Source organism: Cellvibrio sp. GW822-FHT04B05 (assembly GCF_058800985.1).
Window position 1 is genome coordinate 555339 of the sequence record NZ_JBXAMU010000002.1, and the last position, 21438, is coordinate 576776.

Sequence of the window (21438 nt, forward strand, 5' to 3'; positions counted from 1 at the left end):
CGCCCGAAGCGGAGCTGAATCATAGCAGGCCTAAGATTCGGCTGTTACCTTCTTGTTCCATTGTCGCTTAGCGAAAACGGCGAATAAATAAACAATGACAGCAAAAAGCGCCGCTAAACCTCCGATTGGACCTCGGCTCGATTGCCCGAAAAGCACCAAATTGGTACCATTGCCGCCTTTTTAAGCAGGCACCCTTACAGGTGACTTTGTAGTAGCAGGCAGCTTTTCAATAAAGCTACGGCCGCAACCCTCTCCCGCCTTTTATTATTGATTCCTTACACAGAGAGTTTCTATGTCAGTTGATTTTCGTTCAGCTTCGTCTGTTGATTTTCGTTCCGCTTCGCTGGTGGCCTTGGCCAATCACGACGAATTTGTACAGCGTCACATTGGCCCGGATGCCCAACAAACTGCCGCTATGCTGGCAACCCTGGGGGTTAGCTCAGTCAAGGAGCTGATCGACAAAACTGTACCGGACAATATCCGCCTGAAAGGCGAACTGGCGCTGGGTAAAGCCGTGACTGAGGCGGATGCATTGGCCCAACTCAAAGCCATCGCTAGCAAAAACCGTATCTTCAAAAACTACATCGGTATGGGCTATCACGATACTCACGTGCCCCTCGTAGTGCTGCGCAACGTATTGGAAAACCCGGGCTGGTATACCGCTTACACGCCGTACCAACCGGAAATTGCCCAAGGTCGCCTTGAAGCACTGCTGAACTACCAACAAATGATCATCGACCTGACCGGCATGGAAATGGCCAATGCCTCGGTGTTGGACGAAGGCACCGCCGCCGCCGAAGCCATGGCGATGTGCAAACGCCAGAACAAGAAAAGTAAATCCGATATGTTCTTTGTGGATGCCGATACCCATCCGCAAACTGTCGCCGTAGTAAAAACCCGCGCCGAGCATTTCGGCTTTGGGGTGGTGGTTGCCAGGGCCGATGAACTGGCCAATGGTGATTACTTCGGTGCACTGCTCTCTTACCCTGGCTCCAGCGGTCAGGTGCGCGATTTAACCACGCTGATTGAAACTGCCCACAGCAATAATGCCTTGGTTACGGTTGCTTCAGATTTGATGGCATTGCTGCTGCTGAAATCGCCCGGTGCTATGGGTGCCGATGTTGTGGTCGGCACCAGCCAACGCTTTGGTGTCCCCATGGGCTTCGGCGGACCACACGCCGGTTTCTTCGCTTTTCGCGATGCCTACAAACGCTCCGCGCCCGGCCGCATTATTGGTGTATCAATCGATACCCGCGGCAAACAAGCACTGCGTATGGCGATGCAAACCCGCGAGCAACATATCCGCCGCGAAAAAGCCAACTCCAACATCTGTACCTCGCAAGTATTGCTCGCGGTGATGAGTGTGTTCTACGCGATTTACCACGGCCCGGATGGTTTGAAACGTATCGCCAATCGCATTCACCGTTTGACTGCAATCACCGCTGCTGCATTGAAAGCCAAAGGTTTTAATATCACCAACAACCAATTTTTCGACACAGTGACCGTCAACGTTGGCGATAACCAGAAAGCCATTTATCAAGCGGCTTTAGCTGCAGAAATCAATTTGCGTTCGGTTGGTAGCGACTCACTCGGTATCAGTCTGAACGAAACCACTTCCGCCGCCGATGTCGAAGCATTGCTTGCCGTATTTGGCGTGACCGGTGTTGAGTTGCGCTCGTTCGATGAGCAAGTACTTGCCGGAAAAAATATCACCGCCAACAACGCAATCCCGGCTGAATTGCTCCGCGAAGACGCTGTATTAACGCATCCGGTATTTAACACTTATCACAGCGAAACCGAAATGTTGCGTTACCTGAAGCGCTTGGAATCAAAAGATATTGCATTAAACAATGCGATGATTCCGCTCGGCTCCTGCACCATGAAATTGAATGCAACCGCCGAAATGATTCCTGTCACCTGGCCGGAGTTTGGCAAGCTGCATCCGTTCGCCCCGATTGACCAAGCCGAAGGTTACAAAGAATTATTTGAAGAACTGCAAGAAATGCTTAAAGCCTGCACCGGCTACGATGCCATCAGCTTGCAACCTAACGCCGGTTCACAAGGTGAATATGCAGGCCTTGTTGCGATCAAAAAATATTTTGAAAGTAAAGGCGAAACCCAGCGCGATATTTGTTTGATTCCTGCATCAGCCCACGGCACTAACCCCGCCTCGGCGCAAATGGTGAGTTACAAAGTAGTCGTTGTTGCTTGCGATGTGAAAGGCAACGTCGATCTCACTGATCTCGCTGAAAAAATTGCCACCTACGGCAACCAAATCGCGTGCATCATGTGTACCTATCCGTCTACGCACGGCGTGTTTGAAGAAGGCATCACCCAATTGTGCGATATGGTCCATGCAGTCGGCGCCCAGGTGTATATCGACGGCGCCAACATGAATGCACTCGTCGGCGTGGCAGCACCGGGTAAATTCGGCGGCGATGTATCGCATTTGAATTTGCACAAAACCTTCTGCATCCCACACGGCGGCGGCGGCCCGGGCATGGGGCCGATCGGTGTAGGTAAACATTTGGAGCCCTTCCTTGCTGCGCATCCGGTACAAGCAGTTCCCGGTACCGAAGTGAACAACGGCACCATCTCTGCTGCACCCTGGGGTTCAGCAAGTATTCTGCCCATCAGTTGGATGTATATCAAAATGATGGGCGCGGCCGGTATGCGTCAAGCCACTGAATTTGCGATGCTCAACGCAAACTACGTTGCAAAAAAATTGGAAGCGGCTTATCCGATTTTGTACAAAGGCACCAACGGTTTTGTTGCGCATGAATGTTTGTTGGATTTGCGTCCGTTAAAAGAAGCCAGCGGTATCAGCGAAGAAGATATCGCTAAACGCTTGATGGATTTCGGTTTCCACGCACCCACGATGTCGTTCCCGGTTGCCGGCACTTTGATGATTGAACCAACCGAATCCGAATCAAAAATTGAGTTGGATAAATTCATTGAGGCAATGCTGATTATCCGCAAGGAAATCGATCAAGTCATCAATGGTGAAATCAGTGCAGAAGCAAGTGCATTGCATAATGCCCCGCATACACAAGATGACGTACTGGAAGAAAACTGGACCCGCGCCTACTCACGCGAAACCGCTGGTCGTCCGACTAGCTGGTTGAAAAACCACAAGGTATGGCCAAGTGTAAATCGTATCGATAATGTGTACGGGGATCGCAATCTTGTTTGTTCGTGCCCGAGCATAGAAAACTATATTGAGTAAAAGTCAGTTTTTGTAGCAGGATTTAATAAGGTTCATAAATGGGCGCTATCTATCGATAGCGCCTTTTTTATTTTTAGCTTGCTGCGTGCATTGCTGCACTTATGTTTTTATAAAAACTTTATGTATTGTAATGATTAATTTAGCAGCAGTCGGCAAGCTTTTAGTTAGATGTTAATCGAGGAGCTTTGGCTTCAAGCTATTTTATTGGTATTAGGAGATTCGATAATATAGGGCCTTACGTGCTTTTGCAGTTCAGTAAAAAACACAGTGAATTCCGATTCATAAAGATCGTAATGCTGCTCCAGTATGGCAATTGCATAAGCCAGCTCAGCAGGTCTTCGCAATCTTAAATCGATCCGTTGCAACGCAATCCTAATTCCGGAAATATCTTTGTAGGTCTCAAAAATATTGTGTTCGAATATCCTTCTAAATTTATAAAGGATTTCATCAGGAACATCATCTTCTATCTCATTCAACTCGCGGTATAAATTTTTGGAAAAATCACCCAAGCTGACTGAAGAATATAGACTCCAATTCTTCGCCAGGAAATGATCATAAAAGACATCGGTTATAATGCCACCATAACGCTTGTAGTTAGCCGGCATGCGGCCGATCCCGTTTTTCACAATTGAATGCGAGTCGGTAAATATATCAATCACTTTATGGCAGGTTATCCCTTCCTGAAAAGAGGGGGAGAACTTCTTCAGTTCTGTAATTGAGACTAAATCAGGCAATATATTACCAACACGGAACTCTATATTCCGTTTGGATAAATATGCATGTGCAAGCCAATTCATTCAAAAACACTCTCAAAGTATCACTATCAAAAGTATTGCCATTAAGTTTAGGATTAGTAGGAGACCAGAACCAGTCTGTATCGTTGCAGATTTTTGCCACGCTGTGAACCAGTTATTCCCGACGTTTCTACGGCATAGACACTTTATTCTGAAATAAACAGAAATTTTTCCAGAAGGGAAAACAACAATCTTGACTTGAAAGAATAAAATAAAGGCGGCTTATGCCGCCTTTATTGCCTACCTGATTATGGGTAACAACGTTTTTACTGTTTGCTGCCATGGCTGTTTTGGCCGCCTTTACGCCCAGCCTCTGAAGCACGCTCAGGATTATCTTTAAAGCTTCCAGACTTTCCTGTTGATTTCTTCTGGCTCAATTGAGTGTCATCTTTTCGGTTTGAATTTTTCATATACAGTTCCTCATAAGTTGATCATCAAAATTGTGCATTAAGCTACACACTTAGTTAGTGTGCTTTAACTATTTTTAAGTTCAAAATATTTTTATTTTTAGATCAAAAATCTTTGTATTTTTAATGGCATCTATTAAAAGCCTGTTGAATTTAGTGACTAAGTGATATTGCGCACCGAATTAATATACTAAGGCAATACTACTTTGACGCTGAACCCAACAGTTTTAGGAGTATTATCATAGTTACTGCCAAAAAAAAATTTACCCGATTGTGTCCATAAATTCATCGGAAGCAATTGTCTTGTTACGCATCGTTCACAAATTAGTTGCTGCAGTTCGAGCTTCTTTTTTCTCATACTCATCATGCAGTTTCCACCATTTATATGGCTCGGTTTGTGGCCATCCTACGGGTGAATCCTCCCAATTTTCCTGGCGGCCAAGCGGTGTGAGGTCAAGGAAAGTCCACACGCTACCTAAATGTTCAACGCCACGACCCGTGGTAAAATAGGTGTGATAGAGGTTGCCAGAGTCTTGCAAAAAGATATTTAGACCGTGACCGTCGTCCACCATAAAGTCAGGATTGAAACTATCACTGGTGGAATACCACGGAATATCCCAACCCATACGTTTTTTGAATGGGACTATCTCATCAATAGGTGCGTGCGAAACCAATACAAAAGTTGTATCGCGAGCATTCAAATGCGCAAGGTGGCCGACCATATCTGTAAACATACAGCAACCTGAGCAGGGTGAGTCGTCTGCGGGCTTGAGCATGTGGTGATACACAATCAACTGGCGACGCCCTTCAAATAACTCAAGTAAACCTACTTCACCGCCCTCTCCCGTGAATAGATATTTTTTTGTTACCACAACCATCGGCTGGCGCCTACGCTCAGCGGCTAACGCATCACTTGCCTGCGTATGAGCTTTCTCTTTTGCCATTAATTCTTCATGTTTTTTCTGCCACTCAGCCTGACTGACAATAGGCGGCAGCGCTTTTAAAGGGACAGGATTATTCAAATTTGACATGACATTCTCCTTCATCGATGTGGATAAGACTGGTTGAAATCTTGGACAATCAGATCTGCAATATTGCAAAGTTAATTGACTGCTTACAAAGCTAGTCGAATGAAAAATCCATTTATCGACACCCATCAGATAAAAAGCGGATAAAAAAATATAACTGTCACCTACGTGACATTGCCATGTTTTTGGATTGCAGGTCGGATGAGGGCTGCCATATACCTTTGAAGGGTCTGGTAAGGCCGGGAAGTTCACAATAGTTAATATTTATGACATCCAACTGTACATCAGCCTTCCGCCTGTTAACACTAGTCGACAGGATTATTGGCTATGCGATGAATACTGGAAGAGTTTTTACCCGGGATTTAATTACTTAAACAGATGGATAACAAACCATTCCCGGCATTTATAGCTGTGCAAATAAAAAACGTTAGTAAAAACAGACTCTGGATTGGAACGACCATGACTACCCCCATAAAAAAAATCGTAATCGCCGGTGGTGGCACAGCGGGCTGGATGGCAGCAGCAACCATTTCACATCACCTTGGCCCGGTATTGGATATTCGACTCATTGAATCTGAAGAAATTGGAACGGTAGGTGTTGGTGAGGCAACTGTTCCCCCAATGATAACTTTCCATAAGTTATTGAATATTGATGAGCAGGAATTTTTGCGCGCTACCCAAGGTACATTCAAGCTGGGAATAAATTTTGAGAACTGGGGACAAAAAGGCGATCAATATATCCATTCCTTCGGACGTACTGGCAAAGAGTTATGGATGGCTGATTTTATTCACTTTTGGTTAAAAGCAAAGGGAATGGGGCTGCCCAATGACTACGGCGATTTCTGCTATGAACTGCAAGCAGCAAAATTGGGGAAATTTGCGATTACCGAAAATCCGCGCACTAATTATGCCTATCATTTCAATGCATCCCTCTATGCAAAATTTTTGCGAAAATACAGTGAAGCCCGTGGAGTAAAACGTACCGAAGGAAAGATTGTTGAGGTTGCAACTCACAATGATAATGGATTTATTAAAAGCGTGACGTTGGCATCAGGCGAAGTTGTTGAAGGTGATTTATTTATTGACTGTACCGGCTTTCGTGGTGTGTTGATTGAACAAACCCTCCATACCGGTTACGAGGATTGGTCGCAGTGGTTGCTTAATGATAGCGCTATAGCCGCACAAACCAGGAATCCTCTGCCAGCATTACCTTACACACGCGCTGTTGCACACCAAGCAGGTTGGCAATGGCATATTCCATTGCAAAGTCGTATTGGTACCGGCTTCGTATACTGCAGCAAATATATTTCTGATGAAGATGCCAAAAAAACATTCATTGACGATTTACCGGGTGAATTGATTAACGAACCTCATATACTGAAATTTAAAACCGGTCGCAGACTAAAAAGCTGGAATAAAAATTGTGTTGCACTGGGTTTGTCGAGTGGATTTATTGAACCTTTGGAATCTACCAGTATCCATTTGATTATGAACAGTGCGCTGCGATTGGTGAGATTTTTTCCAAGCACTGGAATTAAAGAATCCAATGTAGCTGAATACAACGAGCAGACAAAAACTGAAATTGAACGTATCCGCGACTTTGTGATACTGCATTACAAAGCAACTATACGGGACGATACACCATACTGGCGTTACTGTAGGGATATGACCGTTCCGGATACGCTGGCACACCGTATTAAGCTATTCAAGGAAACGGCAATAGCCTATAAAACTGAAGGCGAAATTTTTTCTTTGGATTCATGGTCACAGGTTATGATTGGGCAGCGAATAATGCCGGAGGACTACCATCAATATGTTGATGCAATGAATCACCAGGATCTGTGCAAATACATGCAAGATTATTCGGCTGAAATTAAAAAGCTTGCTATGCAGTTACCAAGCCATGAAGATTTTGTACGGCAATATTGTTCAGAGGATGATGCCTGGTTTTACTAAAGCACTGAATAGTGCTTTAGTGGTAAATCAAAAGTAAATTTACCGGAACACCAGTCAATTGAGGCCGACAAGTTTTGGCCCCGGCGTGATTGAGACGGCAATTATAAATAGAATTAAAGCAAGGTAATCCATATATAACCTATACGATCAATAAACAGCAAGGCTGAATAATCCACCATCTAAAAAAGCAGGACACATGTCCTGCTTTTTTTGGCTCTATACTCTTGATAGAACCCTTGCGTAATCCTGGGCTCTAACAGTTTGCTACATCCTCTTCTAACTTACCTCAACCAGTATTAATGGAACAACAACCCTATGTCTGAGCGCCAGAGCATTCGCGAGTCGTTTTTAACTGCAGTGTTTAGCTTGTTAGGGTATGTGGCCAATTGCGATGGCCCAATCAATCGCAGTGAAGGCAAACGCATTAAGTTTTATATCAATAAAATGCATTTATCGGATGAAGAACAACGCAAGGCATTGTATTTAATCAAGGCGGCCACACGGCCGGAGTTCAACGCCAGTCAAGTGTTACAAACATTCCGGGTAGCAACGACACCCAAGCTGATCCAGATTCTGTTGGTACACCTGATCACCATGGCAAAGGCCGATGGTTACCTGGTGAAAAAGGAACTGCACGCAATCCAGTGGATTGCGCGGGAACTGGGTTATAAGAGCGTCGTATTTAATCATTTATTGCGCATCATCTACACGCAAGACCAACTTGCCCTGCGCAGCCATCCACCACAACCGGTAAAGGAATACACGCAAAACACTTACTCAGACCCCAAAAAGACGCAGGCGAAAAACCCTACCAATGGCAATCATTCGCACAGCCAGCCCCGCTATCAAAATATGGATTTGCAAAAGGCCTATGAAGTGCTGGGGATTACGGCCGAAATGACTGAAGATGAAATCAGGAGGAACTTTCAAAAACTTGTCAGCCACTCCCATCCCGACAAATTAGTGAGCCTGGGCTTGCCTTCCGATCAATTACACGTGGCAACCGAGCGTTTTAAACACATACTGGCCGCCTACGAATTTCTTAAGCACTATCGCTCGATGTACTCTGCAAGCTTATAAACATATCGGCGAACCCAAATTGAATAACAATAATTCTCATTTTTGGGCTGAGGCGCTTAAATCGCAGGCTTCTCACCTTCTTTGTAGAAGGTAGGATTAACAAAGGCCCAAAATCTGACCGAAAAATGTAAAACAGCAGGTATAGGCTTCTTTTTCTTTGGGAAATTGGAAGAACTTCCTGTATATTACGCCGCTATTTTCCAACCCGGCTTTTTTCTAACCCTGTTCAACATAACGAGAGTCCTATGGCTGACTTATCCCTTTACAGAAACATCGGTATCTTCGCCCACGTGGACGCCGGCAAAACCACTACCACTGAGCGTATCCTCAAGCTTACTGGCCGTATCCACAAAATTGGTGAAGTTCACGAAGGTGAATCTACTACCGACTTTATGGAACAGGAAGCTGAACGCGGTATTACCATCCAATCCGCAGCGGTAAGCTGTTTCTGGAAGGGCCACCGCTTCAACGTAATCGATACCCCCGGACACGTTGACTTCACCGTTGAAGTTTATCGTTCATTGAAAGTACTCGATGGCGGTATCGGCGTATTCTGCGGTTCAGGCGGCGTAGAACCTCAGTCTGAAACCAACTGGCGTTATGCGAACGACGCAAAAGTATCGCGTCTGATTTTCGTAAACAAACTTGACCGTATCGGTGCAGACTTCTTGCGCGTAACTGATCAAGTTAAGAAAGTATTGGGCGCCAAGCCATTGATCATGACCCTGCCAATCGGCCGCGAAGACACCTTTGTTGGTGTGGTTGATTTGCTGACCCGCAAAGCCTACGTGTGGGATGACTCTGGCATTCCGGAAAACTACAGTATTACCGATGTTCCAGCCGATATGGTTGACGACGTTGAAATGTACCGCGACCAATTGGTTGAAAACGCGGTTGAAGTAGATGATGACTTGCTGATGGCGTACATGGAAGGCGAACAACCTTCTATCGAAGACATCAAGCGCTGCATACGTAAAGGTACCCGCGACCTTGTCTTCTTCCCGACCTTCTGTGGCTCAGCCTTTAAAAACAAAGGTATGCAACTGGTACTGGACGCTGTTGTTGATTACTTGCCAGCTCCACAAGAAGTTAACCCACAGCCTTTGACGGATGAAGAAGGTAATCCAAACGGTCAATTTGCCCTTGTTGATGCTAATGAGCCATTCCGCGCACTGGCGTTCAAAATCATGGACGACCGTTTCGGTGCCCTGACTTTCGTACGCATCTACTCAGGCGTATTGAACAAAGGCGACACTATCCTCAACTCATTCACCGGTAAAAGTGAACGTGTTGGCCGTATGGTTGAGATGCAAGCGAACGAGCGTACTGATTTAACCACCGCGCAAGCAGGCGACATTATTGCCCTGGTAGGTTTGAAGAACGTGCAAACCGGTCACACCCTATGTGATCCAAAGCACCCATGTACGCTTGAGCCGATGATCTTCCCTGAGCCAGTAATCTCGATCTCTGTAACGCCGAAAGACAAAACCGGTGTGGAAAAAATGGGTATCGCAATCGGTAAAATGGTTGCTGAAGATCCAACCTTCCGCGTTGAAACCGATGTCGACTCAGGTGAAACCATCCTGAAAGGTATGGGAGAATTGCACCTGGATATTAAAGTCGACGTTCTGAAGCGTACTTACGGTGTTGAGTTGATTGTAGGCCAACCACAGGTTGCTTACCGTGAAACGATTACCCGTGAAATCGAAGACAGTTACACCCATAAGAAGCAATCGGGTGGTTCCGGTCAGTACGGTAAGATCGATTACCGCATCAAACCAGGTGAAGCGAACACTGGCTTCGTATTCAAGACCTCCGTCGTTGGCGGTAGCGTTCCTAAAGAATTCTACCCGGCGATTGAAAAAGGCTTTAAGTCAATGATGGCTACCGGCCCATTGGCTGGCTTCCCGGTATTGGACGTTGAAGTTGACCTGTTCGACGGTGCATTCCACGCCGTTGACTCCTCGGCAATTGCGTTTGAAATCGCTGCAAAAGGCGCTTTCCGTCAATCTATGCCGAAAGCAGGTCCACAACTGCTTGAGCCAATCATGAAAGTTGATGTGTTCACTCCGGAAGATCACGTAGGTGATGTTATCGGCGACTTGAACCGTCGTCGCGGCATGATCTCTGGTCAGGAAGCTGGCGTGACTGGCGTACGCATCAAGGCAGACGTTCCGCTGTCAGAAATGTTTGGTTACATCAGCACCCTGCGTACCATGACTTCAGGTCGCGGTCAGTTCTCCATGGAGTTCTCGCACTACTCTGCATGCCCATCTAACGTAGCTGAAGCTGTAATCGCGAAAGAGAAAGAAAAGAAAGCAGCTGCTAACAAGTAATATTGTTTAGTGCACTTTCTAAAAAGCCCCGCCAGCTTTCACTGGCGGGGCTTTTTCTTTTCTGTTTAATTGGCTAGCTGTTCCGTTTTTACCGGACCAATACCGGTCACCTGAATAATAGCTTCTTCATTTTTGGCACCGTCAAAATGCACTTGCCCGCCTTTGTGGATCACATAACTTCCTGCCGGAACCGGAACGGTTTGTTCTTTATCAAATTCCTTCCCCGTACCCACCCACCAGGTACCCGAAATAACCACAAAAAAACGATCCTCATTGTGGAAGTGCGGTTTGGAAAAATTACCCGGCAACCATTTGATACGAACCACATAAGGTCCAGGCTTGGTAGGATCGCCAAATAAAATTGCTTGTTCATTCGTGCCTGCCGCGTTGCGCACCCACTTAATTTCCTGCGGAGTTTTGAACTCTACTGAACGCGGATCCAACTCAACCGCAGCAACGCTGTAGGACAAAACCATCAATAGCGACAACAATGCTTTTTGGTAATGCAACAGAAAAACCTTCATACCTATTCCTCGTAATCAATAATGATATTTCAGTACGCACGGGGGCAATTAATCGATAGACTTCGAGCAACCGAGCTCAGATATAGCAATCTTTATGCCTTAAGAAAACAGTAGTTTTAGCGGGCATAACAACTTATTTTTATTGATTATTAAACATGCGCAGTAAGACTTGCTCAAATTAAAACAGCACACCAACAGTGCAATGATACTTTCACGAAAGGAATATCAACAACGACGCTTTGTAAACAGTGAAAATTGATAAACGATGAAACTGGGTAAACGACTGAAACACATTGAATCTATGGTGACTGCAAGCTACGACCATATTTGGGATTGTTGTTGCGATCATGGATTATTAGGCGCGGCGTTGCTCGCACGGCAAGCAGCACTGCACATTCATTTTGTGGATATAGTTCCTGAACTCATGCGCGAACTGAAAAACAAACTCACGCATTTTTATCCAGAAAGTGTTGAGCCTGCATCAAGGGCTCAATGGCAAGTTCATTGTATAGATGCCTCGGCGCTCCCCTTGCAAAAAATCAGTGGAAAACATCTTGTGATCATTGCCGGTATCGGCGGTGATCTGATGACGGAATTAGTTAAAGCGATTCATCAAAAAAATCCTACACTCGATATCGATTTTTTGCTCTGCCCTGTCCATCACCAATTCACACTACGCCAGCAATTAATCGATTTTGATTTCAGCCTGAAAACTGAATCCCTGATTGTGGAAAATCATCGTTTCTATGAAATATTATTGGTTTCAACCACTAAAGACATGCTTAATCCTCACGCAATAATAAGTACTGTCGGCAGCCTGATTTGGACAGTCGACACCGCAGAGCAATCAAAAATCGCAGCTGAGTATTTGAAGAAAACATTGGATCACTACAAAAGAATGCAATTAAGCAGCACTACCGATGTGCAGCACATTATTGATGCCTACAGTGCAGTCGTTTTACGACACCCACTCGCGGAAGTATCAAATTAAGCTATTTACCCGTTTTTACTCAACATCAGGCACATCAGCTGCTATGGTTAATAAATCTTACAATTTGTATCCCTTCAGACCTGACATCTGAGACAATAGCCAGGTATTTTCACGCCGCAACCCTGCTTGTTGGCCTATCGATTGGATTAACGAATGAATGCCCCCCAGGCTGATCGCCCTGCTGTAGCCCAACCTGTGTTAGTTCAAAATGCGTTTAAGGGTTTTCTGTTGGCCGCACTGGCGCTGTTTTTATTTGCTTGTATGGACAGCACCACCAAATATCTCACCACGCACTATAACGTGCCTTTTGTGGTGGCGATGCGCTACTTGGTGCATTTCCTGCTAATGGTGATGATTCTCGCCCCGCGCCATTCCGCACAACTGATAAAAACCCAGCGCACCAGCCTGGTGGTGCTGCGCGCGGTCGTACTGACTATCGCCTCCCTGTGTATGGGAATGGCGCTCCAGCGCATGCCACTGGCGGAAACCACGGCGATCAATTACCTCGCCCCAACATTGGTAGCCCTGCTCGCCGGTTCCATGTTGGGCGAACACATTGGCCGCCTGGGTTGGGCTGCAATTGTGACGGGATTTGTCGGCGTGCTGTTGATCGCTCGCCCCGGCGGCGGCCTGGACGCTATCGGCGTGATGTTTGCGCTTGGCGCGGCAGCAGCCAATGCGACTTATCAATTGTTGTCGCGCCTGCTCGCCAACACCGAAAAAGCCATCACCCTGCTGTTTTACACCGCCTTGATCGGTTCGATTGTATTCGGCATCGCCCTGCCCTGGTTTTGGGAAGATGAATTGCCCAGCAGACTCGAATTGATATTGTTGATCAGCATGGGCATAACCGGCGGCCTTGGCCACTACCTCTTCACCCTCGCCTATCGCCATGCGCCCGCCTCAATCCTCGCTCCACTAACCTACATCCAATTATTGTGGGCAGGATTATTGGGTTGGATCATTTTCGACACCATTCCCGATGGAATCAGCCTGATAGGTATGTCGGTCATTGCCGCAGCGGGTTTGTTGATTGCCTTTAAGTCAAAATTCACCAAAGCCGCGCCGGTGAAAGCAGAAACCGATCAGCTCTGATAAGGATTGACACTTCCTGACAGAAATGTCAGGTAAATGTTGGTTTTATGTCGGGTATAGACGGTTACACTAAAGACGCTAACTGCCAACCACACATAGTGGAGATTTTCAGGATGCGTTTACTTTTAGTCGAGGATGAAGAAAAAACCTCGTCTTATATCAACCGCGCCATGAGCGAGTTGGGTTTTATGGTTGACATTGCCGATAACGGCGTCGACGGCCTATACCTCGCACAACAACATGACTATGACGCAATTATTCTGGATGTGATGCTGCCCGGAGCGGATGGCTATACCGTGCTTGAACGCTTGCGATTAAGCAAGCAGACGCCTGTGTTGATGCTCTCTGCACGCGGCTCAGTCGACGAACGCGTGAAAGGTTTGCGCTCCGGCGCCGACGACTACCTGCCCAAACCCTTCTCACTCATTGAGCTGGTTGCACGCATTCAGGCGCTGTTGCGCCGTCGCCAAAGTGACGGGGCTGACGTCACCCAATTGCAGATTGATGACTTGCATCTCGATTTACTCGCGCGCCGTGTTACCCGCGCCGGCCATCGGCTGGAGCTGACTGCAAAAGAATTTGCATTGCTTAGCTTGCTCGCGCGTCGCCAAGGGGAGATCCTCTCCAAGATGATGATCGCGGAACAAGTCTGGGATATGAATTTTGACAGCGACGCCAACGTGGTGGAGGTCGCGATTAAACGCCTGCGCTCCAAAGTGGATGTGCCCTACTCAATCAAATTGTTGCATACCGTGCGCGGCATGGGTTACGTATTGGAGGCACGGCCAGAATCGCCGCGGTCACACCACGATGAATAAAATTCTTGTGGGCAACTCTATCGCTATCCGTCTGGCCGTGATGTTTGCCGTGACATCAGTTGCGATTGTCGCCGTCTCCGCGTTAATGCTGCGCCATTCGCTGCACGATTCACTGCGTACGCAAATGCATCAAGAATTACAGTTTCGCCACAGCCTGTTGGTGCCCTACATCGCTGCGCGCAACTCTCTTGCTGACTGGTCAACAGTCGCGAGTAAACTGACAAACTGGACCACCGTTGAAGGTGGTCGTACACACTATTGGATCCTCAGTGATGACCCACGCTATCAGTTGGGTGGCGCCCCCCTGGAAGGAGTGGACTGGACAAAACTGCGCAACGGTTTCTCCCGGATTCCCAAAGAGCCCTGTTCGATTTATCTATTGATCACTGAAATTCCGGCTAATGGTGAACGGCCCGCTGTGCGCTATGTGGCAGCACTCGATTCCACACCCTACATGAGCACACTCGATGCGTTCACCCGCGCAATGATTTTAATCTCGATTGTCGGTGTGCTGTTTGTTGCACTGCTGGGATTTTTTGTTGCGCGCGTCGGTATGCGCCCGGTTAACCATCTCAGCCAGCAGGCGCACAAGCTTGCGCCCGGCAATCGCAGCCAAAGGCTCGACACCAAAACCCTGCCAGTCGAGTTACAAACCTTGGCAGAATCGTTTAACGGTGTGCTTGAACGGCAAGAAATTGCCTGGAATCAATTGGAGAGTTTTAACGCCGATGTCGCCCATGAACTGCGTACCCCACTCACCAATTTGATCGGTCAAACACAATTGGGATTAGCGCGGCAACGTGAACAACATGAGCTGGAAGATTTGCTGCAATCTAATCTGGAAGAGTTGGAACGCATGACTTCCATCGTCAATGACATGTTGTTTTTATCTCATGCACAAGCAGGCGAACACGCAACACAATTGAGTGAGGTATCGCTGCGAGAAGAGGCAATCAAAACCGCGGATTACCTGGAGCCGGCCTTTGTCGAAAAATCCCTGAACATCATTATTGAAGGTGATGTACAAGCGCGAATTGATCGCCGGTTATTTCATCGCGCACTGGCTAATTTACTCGGCAACAGCGCGCGTCATGCACAACGTTCTACCCGGGTGACTGTGAATCTGAAAGAAGAAAATGGCTTTGCTTTAATCAGCGTCTCTAATCTTGGCGAACCGATTGATGCTTTCCATCTCGCACGCTTGTTTGAGCGTTTTTATCGCGTCGATGCATCGCGGGCGCGCAGTGATATGCATCACGGCTTGGGTTTATCCATTGTCCGCGCTGTAGCACTTATGCACCGCGGCGATGTATTTGCCAGCAGCCAAAATGGTATTAATTGTTTTGGTTTTTCATTGGCAGTTACATCGAATGTAGATGGGGAAAAAAATTACCCGCAACATAATTCTGACAATAGTGTCAGCGAAGCGTCAGCTTTTCGACCCACTCATATGGGTAATATTTAAAACTCACGTACTAATTTGAGTTGATAACCGACCTGCCGGTTAATGTAAGTATCTGTTCCATACAATTATCTACTCTATACAAGCGTCCACTCTATAAAGGAGCGATCTCTTGAAAGGCCTAATCAGTATCACGCTGCAAAAGCCGCTCACATTTATTGTGATGGCGATATTAATTGCAGGGTTTGGCACGCTCGCCGCGCTACGTATGCCGGTGGATATTTTTCCCGCTATTCGCATTCCGGTGATTGCAGTGGCCTGGACTTACAACGGTCTCGCGCCGGAAGATGTGTCCAATCGCATTATCACACCTTACCAGCGCGCATTGACAACTACGGTTGCCGATATCGAACATATCGAAAGCCAGTCGATGACCGGCATGGGCATAGTGCGAATTTATTTCCAACCCAATGTGGATATTCGCACGGCGAGTGCGCAAGTCACTGCAGTATCGCAAACCATGTTGCGCAGCATGCCGCCGGGAATTACCCCGCCCTTTGTGGTGAATTACGATGCGTCTACCGTGCCGGTATTGCAGGTTGCGCTGTCAGGCGAAGGTCTCAGCGAACAGCAACTGAATGATTTGGGCACAGCACAAATCCGTACCCAATTACTGACACTTCCTGGCGTTGCTATGCCCTTGCCTTCCGGTGGCAAACAGCGGCAAGTCCAAATTGATTTGAATCCGGTTGCGTTGCAATCCTATGGTTTATCCGCAGCAGATGTAAGCGCAGCAATTGCGGCACAAAATCAAATCAGCCCCGCCGGTTTTATGAAAATCGGCGCACAGCAATACAACGTTAAACTCAACAACGCGCCCGATTCTATTCAGGGTTTAAGTAATATTCCGGTGAAAGTCGTCAACGGCGCGACCATTTATATTCGCGATGTTGCCTCAGTACGCGATGGCAACAGTCCGCAACAAAATATTGTACAAGTAGAAGGCACACGTTCAGTACTGCTGACAATTTTGAAAAACGGCGCAGCATCAACACTGACGGTAGTAGAAAGCGTGAAAGACGCACTACCGCGAATTACTGAAGGCTTGGCAGATTCACTTACTGCCATCCCTGTTGCCGATCAATCCGTATTTGTGCGTGCATCCATGATGACTGTGGTGCATGAAGCACTACTGGTTGCCGCATTAATTTCGCTATTAATTTTGCTATTTCTCGGTTCATGGCGCGCAACCTTAATTGTCGCCGCATCAATTCCGCTGTCTATTTTTGCCGCTATTGCAGTGCTCAATGCCTTCGGTCAAAGCCTGAATGCGATGACCCTCGGCGGTCTCGCTATTGCCATCGGTATTTTGGTCGATGAAGCAACTGTGACGATCGAAAATATCGAACGTCATTTAGGTGAAAGAAAAAGCGTTAACCAGGCGATTATAGATGGTGCGGCTGAAATCCTGATTCCGGTATTTGTTGCGCTCTTATGCATCTGTATTGTATTCGTGCCGATGTTTTTCCTACCGGGTATTTCCGGGTATTTGTTTGTGCCTATGGCGCTGTCAGTTGTATTCGCGATGGTTGCGTCATTTTTGTTATCGCGCACCGTGGTGTTAACCATGGCGATGTATTTATTAAAACCCCACCACCATGACGACCAACAGCAATCACCACAACTAAAACGCAAAAGTATTTTTGCTCCACTCATCCAATTCCAGAAAAAATTTGAACAGGGGTTTGAGACGTTGCGCAATAGCTACACCCGGTCACTGGCCGGTGTGCTTGCCACACGCAAGTTATTTGTAATGGGGTTTATGGGATTGGTACTGGTATCATTTTTACTGGTGCCTTTTTTAGGGCGCAATTTTTTCCCGGCGGTAGATTCCGGCAGCATTCTTATGCATGTCCGCATGTCGAGCGGAATTAAAATTGAAGAGAGCGCCGCGCAGTTTGAGCTAATCGGTCGATCGGTACGTGAGGTAATTCCCGCTAACGAATTGGATTCGATCATCAATAACATCGGCATGCCGGTGAGCATGCTGAACATGGTCTACAACACCTCCGGGACCATTAGCCCGCAGGATGGCGATATGATGATTAGCCTCAAGCCGGGTTATCGTGCAGCGGAACATATCGCGCGCTTGCGGCAGGAATTACCCATGCGTTTTCCCGGTATTACTTTTTCATTCTTACCGGCAGATATCACCAGCCAGATTTTGAATTTCGGTTCACCCTCGCCTATTGATGTACAAGTGACAGGGCGAAACCTCGCCACGAATCGCGACTTCGCACAAAAATTATTGCATCGCATTAACACCATTCCCGGTGTGGCCGATGCACGTATCCAGCAACCGGAAAGTTCACCGCAATTAAATATTGATATTGACCGTTCGCGTATCGGTCAATACGGAATCACTGCGCGCGATGTCACCAACAGTCTTGGTGCCTCACTCTCGGGAACGCAGCAAACCGCACCGGTATTTTTTGTTAATCCCGCTAACGGTATTTCTTACCCGGTGGTCGCGCAAGTACCGGAATATTTAATGGCCAATATTAGCGATCTGGAAAATATTCCGGTTTCAGGTGCCGCAACAACCAGCGATAACACGCAAAACTTAGGTGGCCTCGCCAGCATCAGTCGTTCCACCACTATGCCGGTAGTATCGCAATACAACATCCAACCAATGATCAATATTTTTGCCACAACTCAAGGCCGCGATTTGGGATCTGTCGCCAGTGATATTAATACGGTTATTGCAGAACTGGAAAAAGAACGCCCCGCTGGAACCAACGTTACGTTGCGCGGCCAATACCAAACCATGAACATTGCCTTTGGTGGTTTGGGTTATGGTTTGCTCGGCGCGATTGTATTGATTTATTTTTTAATCGTGGTGAATTTCCAAAGCTGGAAAGATCCGTTTGTGATCATTTCAGCATTACCCGCTGCACTTGCCGGCATTGTATGGATACTTTTTGTTTCGCTTACACCGCTATCCGTACCCGCATTAACCGGTGCAATTATGTGTATGGGCGTTGCGACCGCCAACTCAATCCTGCTGGTCAGTTTTGCGCGTGATCGCTTGGCAGAAACGGGCGATGCAGTACAGGCAGCACTGGAAGCAGGTTATGTTCGTTTACGCCCGGTTATGATGACGGCTCTCGCAATGATCATCGGCATGATTCCTATGGCGCTTGGCATAGGTGAAGGTGCAGAGCAAAACGCACCGCTAGGCCGCGCGGTTATCGGTGGATTAATTACCGCCACTATCGCCACATTATTTTTTGTTCCTGCTGTGTTTAGTTTGGCGCATCGCCGTACCACAAAAACATCAGCAAATGGCTCAGTAAACAATTCGGAGTTAATGCCAAACAATGTCTAATTATCATCCGCAAATTCCGCCTGTAGACCCGAGCGAATTTCGTCGCAAGCTGGTGAAAACCAGCGTCATTATCGGTGCAGTCGGTTTAGTGCTCGCCGCTATCGGAATTTTTCAGCGCAGCAATGCAACGGCAGAACTGACAAAAATTGCAGCGCAATCCGCGATCCCAACCGTATCGGTCATTAGCGCGGCATTATCAGATGATGCAACCGCGTTGGTGTTGCCCGGCAATTTGGAGCCACTTAATAGCGCCTCCATTTATGCGCAAACCAATGGCTACATAAAAGAATGGTTAGTCGATATTGGTGATAGTGTTAAAAAAGGCCAAGTATTAGCAAGACTGGATGCACCGGAATTATTGCATCAATTAGCGCAAGCGAAAGCAGATTACGCCAGCGCACTTGCCGAGCAAAACAACGCGCAGAGTATGGCGGATCGCGCCAACAGTTTGATGAAAATGAACAGCGCCGCCATTTCACGTGAAATGGTGGAGCAACGCAGCCGCGATGCCGAAGCAAAAACTGCAGCAACTGCCGCGGCGCGTGCAAACGTAAACCGTTTGGAATCACTGCAATCATTTACCAAACTCAGTGCACCGTTTGACGGTAAAGTTACCAGTCGCTCTGCACAACTCGGTGAATTAGTTGTTGCCGGAAATTCAAACGCACAGCCTCTGTTCACTATTTCTGATACACGCTTGATGCGTGTTTTTGTGCGCGTACCGCAAAATTACGCCACCCAAATGCAGGCAGGCCAGCAAGCTGAATTGATATTACCCGAACACAACCACAAAATCTTTCCCGCCGCCGTAACACGCAGCGCCCATGCAGTAGACATTGCATCCGGCTCAGTATTGGTCGAACTCCAAGCCAACAATGACAATGGCGAACTCATGCCCGGTGCCTACGCACAAGTCAGTTTCAAACTCGCCGCCAATAAAGATCGCATCCGTATCCCCGGCAGCGCAATTCTGTACCGTGACCAAAAACCCGCAATCGCGACCATCAACGAAAAAAATATTGTTACACTTAAGCCAGTAAAGATTGGCAGGGATGAAGGTACAACCGTAGAGATAGTTGCGGGAATTACTGCTGCTGATCGGATTATTACAACGCCGCCGGATGCGATTCGCAGTGGGGATGAGGTGCGGGTGGCTACAGTGAAATAAGTATAATGACCGATAATTTAATCACCAAAGAAGATGTATGGCTGGTATATGATGGAGAATGTCCGTTCTGCAAAACCTATTGTAAATATATTCGCATCCGTGAGGCCGTGGGAATTTTGCATTTGGTGGATGCCCGTCAACCAGGTGAGCTTATGGAGGAAATCACCCGACCAGGATTGGATATAGATCAGGGTATGGTATTGAAATTTAAAGACGCCATCTACTACGGGCCAGATGCGATCCATATGCTGACCCTGCTCAGCACTCCGTCAGGGATTTTTAATCGTATTAATTATTATGTGTTTAGCACCAAAGTGGGATCACAAATTTTCTACCCCATTGGCAAAGCTTTCCGTACACTGATCCTTAAACTATGCGGAATTCATTACATTGAAAACCTGAAAGACTCAAATACACCCGGTGTTTAAAATACTAAATATTAATATCACGCGAAAAACTAATGATGAACAACGATATTTTAAAAGAATTATTGGCACAGGAAGATGAAATCCAACTGCCCTATTTTAATAACCAGACAGCGTGGGAATTGGGTAATTTGATAAAACTCGCCGCCGAAGAGCGTTCAGTATCAGTAGCGATAGAGGTTTATGCCTTCGAGCATGTGTTATTCAGTTATTTTATGCCGGGCACCAATAAAGACAATCATGAATGGGTACGACGCAAACGCCAATCTGTAATACGCTTTGGTCATAGCTCTTATTATCAAGGGCAATACAATGCGTCGAAGGGTCGCGACTTTGAAGCGCAGCCGCATATCGATCCAAAAGAATATTGTGCACATGGCGGATCATTTCCGATTCGGATCAAAAATAGCGGAGTGGTGGGTGCAGTTACCGTTTCCGGATTGCCGCAAGAGACGGATCACCAATTGGCAATAGATGCATTGCGCAGGCTGATGAAACAAGATCAATTTGCCACCAATGGTGAGCAATAACCAAAGCAAAACAGTGCTGCATTTACCTATCGATTGAAGCGCGAACCGGTGTAACCGCAGACCGTGTCACCACTATCCTTCCGCAACCACTGACGATACAAAGCCTTGTGATCTACGCCGAACACATGGCAGGTTCATTGCAGCCATACTTGTTGGCTCACCCAAAGTGGCAATCAACCACCATCGCCGCGACCTACAATATGTGCGAAAACATACAGAACCAAGATGGCAGCAGTGATACAAAATACTAAGAGATTTTTATCTCGCCAC

General features: G+C 47.0%; 16 protein-coding genes. 12 read left to right on the forward strand and 4 right to left on the reverse strand.

Annotated elements, in window-relative coordinates:
• The first annotated feature begins 292 nt into the window (after positions 1–292).
• Positions 293–3226, forward strand: coding sequence for an aminomethyl-transferring glycine dehydrogenase (gene gcvP / locus AC1RJL_RS07980; protein WP_492912685.1), 2934 nt, complete (start codon positions 293–295; stop codon positions 3224–3226).
• A 191-nt stretch (positions 3227–3417) separates the two neighbouring features.
• Here the strand turns inward: gcvP and AC1RJL_RS07985 are convergent, their stop codons facing one another.
• The 3 genes from AC1RJL_RS07985 to AC1RJL_RS07995 all read right to left on the reverse strand — a co-directional run bounded on the left by AC1RJL_RS07985 (position 3418) and on the right by AC1RJL_RS07995 (position 5458).
• Positions 3418–4023, reverse strand: a complete 606-nt coding sequence (locus tag AC1RJL_RS07985; protein WP_492912687.1) for an acyl carrier protein phosphodiesterase — start codon at positions 4021–4023, stop codon at positions 3418–3420.
• 263 nt (positions 4024–4286) lie between these two features.
• The gene (locus AC1RJL_RS07990) at positions 4287–4430 is read right to left on the reverse strand and encodes a con-10 family general stress protein (RefSeq protein WP_492912689.1); all 144 of its coding nucleotides are present in this window, start codon (positions 4428–4430) and stop codon (positions 4287–4289) included.
• Positions 4431–4744: 314 nt separating this feature from the next.
• The gene (locus AC1RJL_RS07995) at positions 4745–5458 is read right to left on the reverse strand and encodes a DUF899 domain-containing protein (RefSeq protein ID WP_492912691.1); all 714 of its coding nucleotides are present in this window, start codon (positions 5456–5458) and stop codon (positions 4745–4747) included.
• Positions 5459–5914: 456 nt separating this feature from the next.
• Here AC1RJL_RS07995 and AC1RJL_RS08000 point away from each other — a divergent pair, with 456 nt between their 5' ends.
• The 3 genes from AC1RJL_RS08000 (at position 5915) to fusA (ending at position 10827) form a co-directional block, all read left to right on the forward strand.
• Complete coding sequence (locus tag AC1RJL_RS08000) at positions 5915–7411, forward strand: tryptophan halogenase family protein (protein ID WP_492912693.1); 1497 nt, start codon at positions 5915–5917, stop codon at positions 7409–7411.
• Positions 7412–7726: 315 nt separating this feature from the next.
• Positions 7727–8491, forward strand: a complete 765-nt coding sequence (locus tag AC1RJL_RS08005) for a TerB family tellurite resistance protein (protein ID WP_492912695.1) — start codon at positions 7727–7729, stop codon at positions 8489–8491.
• Between the two features lie 245 nt (positions 8492–8736).
• Positions 8737–10827, forward strand: coding sequence for an elongation factor G (gene fusA / locus AC1RJL_RS08010; protein ID WP_492912697.1), 2091 nt, complete (start codon positions 8737–8739; stop codon positions 10825–10827).
• A 65-nt stretch (positions 10828–10892) separates the two neighbouring features.
• Here fusA and AC1RJL_RS08015 read toward each other — a convergent pair whose 3' ends face one another.
• Positions 10893–11351: a cupin domain-containing protein gene (locus tag AC1RJL_RS08015; RefSeq protein ID WP_492912699.1), complete on the reverse strand. Its 459-nt coding sequence runs from the start codon at positions 11349–11351 to the stop codon at positions 10893–10895.
• A gap of 265 nt (positions 11352–11616) precedes the next feature.
• On the opposite strand from AC1RJL_RS08015, the gene AC1RJL_RS08020 reads away from it, so the two are divergent.
• From AC1RJL_RS08020 to AC1RJL_RS08055, 8 genes are all read left to right on the forward strand, one after another.
• Positions 11617–12342 carry a tRNA (adenine(22)-N(1))-methyltransferase gene (locus AC1RJL_RS08020; RefSeq protein ID WP_492912701.1) on the forward strand — a complete coding sequence of 242 codons (726 nt, stop codon included), beginning with the start codon at positions 11617–11619 and terminating at the stop codon, positions 12340–12342.
• 153 nt (positions 12343–12495) lie between these two features.
• Positions 12496–13437, forward strand: a complete 942-nt coding sequence (locus AC1RJL_RS08025) for a DMT family transporter (RefSeq protein ID WP_492912703.1) — start codon at positions 12496–12498, stop codon at positions 13435–13437.
• A gap of 113 nt (positions 13438–13550) precedes the next feature.
• Positions 13551–14255 carry a heavy metal response regulator transcription factor gene (locus AC1RJL_RS08030; protein WP_492912705.1) on the forward strand — a complete coding sequence of 235 codons (705 nt, stop codon included), beginning with the start codon at positions 13551–13553 and terminating at the stop codon, positions 14253–14255.
• Positions 14248–15720, forward strand: a complete 1473-nt coding sequence (locus tag AC1RJL_RS08035) for a heavy metal sensor histidine kinase (protein ID WP_492912707.1) — start codon at positions 14248–14250, stop codon at positions 15718–15720. Before AC1RJL_RS08030 ends, AC1RJL_RS08035 begins: the two co-directional genes overlap by 8 nt.
• A gap of 109 nt (positions 15721–15829) precedes the next feature.
• Positions 15830–19045, forward strand: coding sequence for an efflux RND transporter permease subunit (locus AC1RJL_RS08040; RefSeq protein WP_492912709.1), 3216 nt, complete (start codon positions 15830–15832; stop codon positions 19043–19045).
• A complete protein-coding gene (locus tag AC1RJL_RS08045; RefSeq protein WP_492912711.1) occupies positions 19038–20213 on the forward strand; it encodes an efflux RND transporter periplasmic adaptor subunit in 1176 nt (391 codons plus the stop codon). The genes AC1RJL_RS08040 and AC1RJL_RS08045 overlap by 8 nt, the downstream gene beginning before the upstream one ends.
• Before the next feature lie 5 nt (positions 20214–20218).
• On the forward strand, positions 20219–20641 hold the full coding sequence (locus tag AC1RJL_RS08050; protein ID WP_492912713.1) for a DCC1-like thiol-disulfide oxidoreductase family protein: 423 nt from the start codon (positions 20219–20221) through the stop codon (positions 20639–20641).
• A gap of 32 nt (positions 20642–20673) precedes the next feature.
• The gene (locus tag AC1RJL_RS08055; protein WP_492912715.1) at positions 20674–21168 is read left to right on the forward strand and encodes a heme-degrading domain-containing protein; all 495 of its coding nucleotides are present in this window, start codon (positions 20674–20676) and stop codon (positions 21166–21168) included.
• The last annotated feature ends 270 nt before the right edge of the window (positions 21169–21438 follow it).